This is a genomic window from Roseateles sp. (genome assembly GCF_031397715.1).
Lineage (GTDB): Bacteria > Pseudomonadota > Gammaproteobacteria > Burkholderiales > Burkholderiaceae_C > Paucibacter_A.
The window spans coordinates 1-4,682 of sequence record NZ_JANNMI010000223.1; the positions used below are offsets into that span (position 1 = coordinate 1).

Consider the following 4,682-nt stretch of genomic DNA (forward strand, 5'->3'; position numbering starts at 1 on the left):
CAGTACCCAGCTTCACAGCGCGGACCAATTCCTCGCCGAGGCCCACCTGGTCCTTATCCTGGGGGTGCTGATCGTCGCCTTCCCCGTTTACATCACCTTCGTCGCGTCCACGCAGACGGCCGACGCGATCGTGCAGGCGCCGATGCCGATGCTGCCGGGCAGCCACCTGATCGAGAACTACAAGGCCGCGCTGTTCGGCAATGCCACCGGCTCCGGCTCCACCGCGCCGGTCGGCCGGATGATGTGGGTCAGCCTGGTCAGCGCGCTGACGATTGCAATCGCCAAGATCGCGATCTCGCTGCTGTCGGCCTTTGCGATCGTGTTTTTCCGCATCCCGTTCAAGTCGTTTTTCTTCTGGACCATCTTCGTCACGCTGATGCTGCCAGTCGAGGTGCGCATAGGCCCGACCTACCAGGTGGTGGCCGATCTGGGGATGTTGAACAGCTATGCGGGTCTGACCGTGCCGCTGATCGCGTCGGCCACCGCGACCTTTTTGTTCCGCCAGTTCTTCATGACGGTGCCGGATGAGTTGCTGGAGGCAGCCCGCATGGACGGCGCCGGGCCGCTGCGCTTTTTCAAAGACATCTTGCTGCCACTGTCGACGACCAGCATCGCCGCGCTGTTCGTGATTCAGTTCATCTACGGCTGGAACCAATACCTGTGGCCGCTGCTGGTCACCACCGACGAGCAGATGTACCCGGTCGTCATCGGCATCAAACGCATGATCAGCGGCGGCGACGCGGCCAACGACTGGAACATCATCATGGCCACCGCGATGCTGGCGATGATTCCACCCGCCTTGGTCGTGATGCTGATGCAGAAGTGGTTCGTCAAGGGCTTGGTCGATACCGAGAAATAGGGCTTTGCGGGACAGACCGCCCGAGCGTACTCGCGAGTAGCTCTGTCCCCAACTGATTAAGCGGGTTCTCCGCGTAGAACCGTTCGTATAGACCTGCATAAAGACAAGCAAATATGGCCAGCATTTCCCTCAGAAACGTCATCAAACGCTACGGCCACGGCCCCAAGGCGAATCAGGTGATCCACGGCGTCAATGCCGAGATCCGGGACGGTGAGTTCGTTGTCATCGTCGGCCCGTCCGGCTGCGGCAAGTCGACCTTGCTGCGCATGGTCGCCGGCCTGGAGGACATCTCCGGCGGCGAGATCGCGATCGGCGCGCGCGTGGTCAACGACATCGAGCCGGCCGAACGCGATATCGCGATGGTGTTCCAGAACTACGCGCTCTACCCGCATATGACCGTGTTCGAGAACATGGCCTACGGCCTGAAGATCAAAAAAGTGCCCGAGGCCGAGATCAAGGCCCGCGTCGACAAGGCGGCCAAGATCCTGGAGCTCGGCGGCTTGCTGGACCGCACGCCGCGCCAGCTCTCCGGCGGCCAGCGCCAGCGCGTCGCGATGGGCCGTGCCATCGTGCGCAAGCCGCAGGTGTTTTTGTTCGACGAGCCGCTGTCTAACCTCGACGCCAAGCTGCGCGCGCACACCCGGTTGGAGATTCAAAAGCTGCACCGTGAACTCGGCGTGACCTCGCTGTTTGTCACCCATGACCAGGTCGAGGCGATGACGCTGGCGCAGCGGATGATCGTGATGAACGGCGGTCATATGGAGCAGATCGGCACGCCCGAGGAGGTCTATGCCCGGCCGGCCAGCAGCTTTGTGGCCGGCTTTATCGGCTCGCCACCGATGAATCTGCTGAAGGGCCAGGCACGGGGACTAACTTTCAGCGTCGGCGGCATCACGCTGGCCCTGCCGCAGGCCGCGCCGCGCGACGGCGAACTGATCCTGGGCCTGCGGCCCGAGCATCTGGACCATGGCCAAGCCGAACAAGGCTGGCCGTTTGAGGTCGAGATGATAGAGATGCTTGGGGCTGAGCGCCTGGTCTATGGTCGGCTGGGCAGTGAGCTGTTCACGCTGCGCATTGACGCCACCCTGGCCGCGCCCCGGATCGGCGCCGTGCTGATGTTGGCAATCGACGCCAAACATTTGCACTGGTTCGACCCGCAAACCACCCATCGTGTGGAAAATTTTTGAGATGACAAGCAAGACCTGGCCCCTGCCCTTCTGGATCGCCCATCGCGGCGCCGGCAAGTTAGCGCCCGAGAACACCTTGGCCGCCTTTCGCCTCGGCGCGGAATATGGCTACCGGGCGTTTGAGTGCGACGTCAAACTCTCCAGCGACGGCCTGCCCTTTTTACTGCATGACGCGACGCTTGAGCGCACCAGCAATGGCCAGGGTGTGGCCGGCGAGCTGGGCTGGCGCGAGCTGTCCCGCCTGGACGCTGGCACCTGGCATGGCCGCCGCTTTGCCGGCGAGCCACTGCCCAGCCTGGAGGCCGTCGCCCGCTTCGTCATCGCCAACCGTTTTGCGCTGAATATTGAGCTGAAGGCGACGCCGGGCCGGGAGCTGTTGACCGGCCAGGTGGTCGGCTCTGAGGTCCAGCGTCTGTGGGGAGGGTCAGGTCTTGCGCCCTTGTTCAGCTCCTTCGACCCGCTCTCCTTACAAGGTGCGATGCAGAGCGCGCCGGAGATCGCGCGCGGCCTGTTGCTGGATAGCCTGCGCTCAGGCTGGCTGGACGAGGCGCAGAGCTTGGGCTGCGGCGCCGTCATCACCCATTACCGGCTGATGGACCACGCCACCCTGGCGCAGATCCACGCGGCCGGCCTGCGTGCGCTGGTCTACACCGTCAACGATAGGGCGGCCGCGCAAACGCTGATCGCAGACGGGGTGGACGGCATCATCACCGACGCGGTCGACCAGTTCTCGCCCGCCTGAACTCGGTCATCAGCGCCGCCGCATCGCTCTGGACAGCATCAACACCGGCACCAAGCCCACCAGCACGATGGCCAGTGACGGCAGCGCCGCTTCACCCAGCCGTTCGTCGCGGGCCAATTGATAGGCGACCACCGCCAAGGTGTCGCTGTTGAAGGGCCGCAGTACCAGGGTGGCGGGCAGCTCCTTCATCACATCGACAAACACCAACAAGGCCGCAGCCAGCGCCGAGCGAGCCAGCAAAGGCGCATGCAGGCGCAAGAACAGGCGCTGCCGCGAGGCGCCGAGCAGGCGCGCGGTTTCGTCCACCGTCGGCGAGATGCGCGCGTAGCCGGCCTCCACCGACTGCAACGCCACGCCGGAAAAGCGCACCAGATAGGCATAGATCAGGCCGGCGCTGGTGCCGGTGACGATGGCCGTCAGCCCCAGCTGCGGAAAATTCTGCTGCAGCCAACCCAGCGGCAGCAAAATGCCCACCGCGATGACCGCCCCCGGCACCGCATAGCCCAGCGACACCACGCGCGTGGCCGCACCGAGCAAACGCCCGCCGGCCGCAATGCGCGCCGCAAAGGCCAGCACCAGGGCCAGGCCCACCGCCAACAGCGCCGAGATGCTCGCCAAGCTGAGGCTGGTCCAGGCCCAATGGGCAAAGCGCTCCAAAGGCAGGCCGAATTCACCGTAGCGGGCCTCTAAATACATCAGCTTGAGCAGGGCAAGCACCGGCAGCACAAAACCCAGCAGCACCGGCAGGCCACACAAGAGTACGGCGCCGGCCGCGGCCCAGCCCCGCAACGGCAGCGGCCGGGCTTCGGCCGCATGTTGGGCGCCGGAGCGGCTGCTGGCAAAACGCAGCTTGGCCTGCGCGCGGCGCTCAAACCACAGCAGGGCCGCCACCGCCAGCAACAAGATCGAGGCCAGTTGCGCGGCGGCCATGCGGTCATTCATCACCAGCCAGGCCTTGTAAATGCCGGTGGTCAAGGTGCTGAGGCCGAAGTAGGCGCCAACGCCGTAGTCGGCCAGCGTCTCCATCAAGGCCAGCGCCACACCGGCCGCCAAGGCCGGCCGCGCCAACGGCAGCGCCACCTCACGCACCCGACGCCAGGTGCCGGCACCCAAGATGCGGGCGGTTTCCATCAGCGTCACGCCGCGCTCCTGCAGGGCCGTGCGGGTCAGCAAATAGACGTACGGGTAGAGGCACAAGACGAACAAAACCACGGCGCCCGGCAGGCTGCGCACATCGGACCACAGCGCGCCCTGTGCGCCGGTCAAAGCGCGCAACCAGGTTTGCAAGGCGCCGCTGTATTGCAGCGCATCGGTATAGGCATAGGCGGCCACATAGGCCGGCATCGCCATTGGCAGCAGCAAGGCCCATTCAAACCATTTGCGGCCCGGGAATTCAAACAGGCTGATGGCCGCCGCGGTGGCGCCGCCCAGCAAGGCCACGCCGAGGCCAACGCTGACCGAGAGCAGCAGCGAAGAGCCCGCATATTCGGGCAGCACGGTGGCCAATTGATGCTGCAAGACGCCCCAAGCCTGCTGATCCAAATTGAACCAAGAGCCCAGGATGCCCAGCACGGGCACGGCCAGTAGCAGGCAAAAAACGGTGATCAGACGCAGCATGCGGAATGGGCGGAATGGGCGGAAGGGCAGAAAAGGGGCGCGCACTGACGGCGAATGCGAACAAGGCGCGTTCGCCGCGTTGCTAGCGGCCCGCTATCATACGGGCCATGTTTCTAGCCCTCGACCAGATCGGGCTGCGCTACCCAGGCGCAGCGCATATCCCTTCGCCGACAAACAGCGGCAACCAGGGTCGCAGCGCGGTCGAAGCGCTGAGTTTGCAGCTGACCCGCGGGCAAATCGGCGTCTTGATTGGCCCCTCGGGCTGTGGCAAGACCAC

General features: G+C 64.9%; 4 protein-coding genes. 3 read left to right on the forward strand and 1 reads right to left on the reverse strand.

The window, feature by feature from the left end; translation table 11 throughout:
* The first annotated feature begins 46 nt into the window (after positions 1 to 46).
* The 3 genes from ugpE to ugpQ all read left to right on the forward strand — a co-directional run bounded on the left by ugpE (position 47) and on the right by ugpQ (position 2,788).
* On the forward strand, positions 47 to 859 hold the full coding sequence (ugpE, locus tag RMO57_RS09520) for a sn-glycerol-3-phosphate ABC transporter permease UgpE (RefSeq protein ID WP_310386042.1): 813 nt from the start codon (positions 47 to 49) through the stop codon (positions 857 to 859).
* A gap of 113 nt (positions 860 to 972) precedes the next feature.
* On the forward strand, positions 973 to 2,046 hold the full coding sequence (locus RMO57_RS09525; protein WP_310386037.1) for a sn-glycerol-3-phosphate import ATP-binding protein UgpC: 1,074 nt from the start codon (positions 973 to 975) through the stop codon (positions 2,044 to 2,046).
* 1 nt (position 2,047) lies between these two features.
* On the forward strand, positions 2,048 to 2,788 hold the full coding sequence (ugpQ, locus tag RMO57_RS09530) for a glycerophosphodiester phosphodiesterase (RefSeq protein ID WP_310386038.1): 741 nt from the start codon (positions 2,048 to 2,050) through the stop codon (positions 2,786 to 2,788).
* Positions 2,789 to 2,797: 9 nt separating this feature from the next.
* On the opposite strand, the gene RMO57_RS09535 is transcribed toward ugpQ, so the two are convergent.
* The gene (locus tag RMO57_RS09535; protein ID WP_310386040.1) at positions 2,798 to 4,405 is read right to left on the reverse strand and encodes an iron ABC transporter permease; all 1,608 of its coding nucleotides are present in this window, start codon (positions 4,403 to 4,405) and stop codon (positions 2,798 to 2,800) included.
* Positions 4,406 to 4,682: the final 277 nt, after the last annotated feature.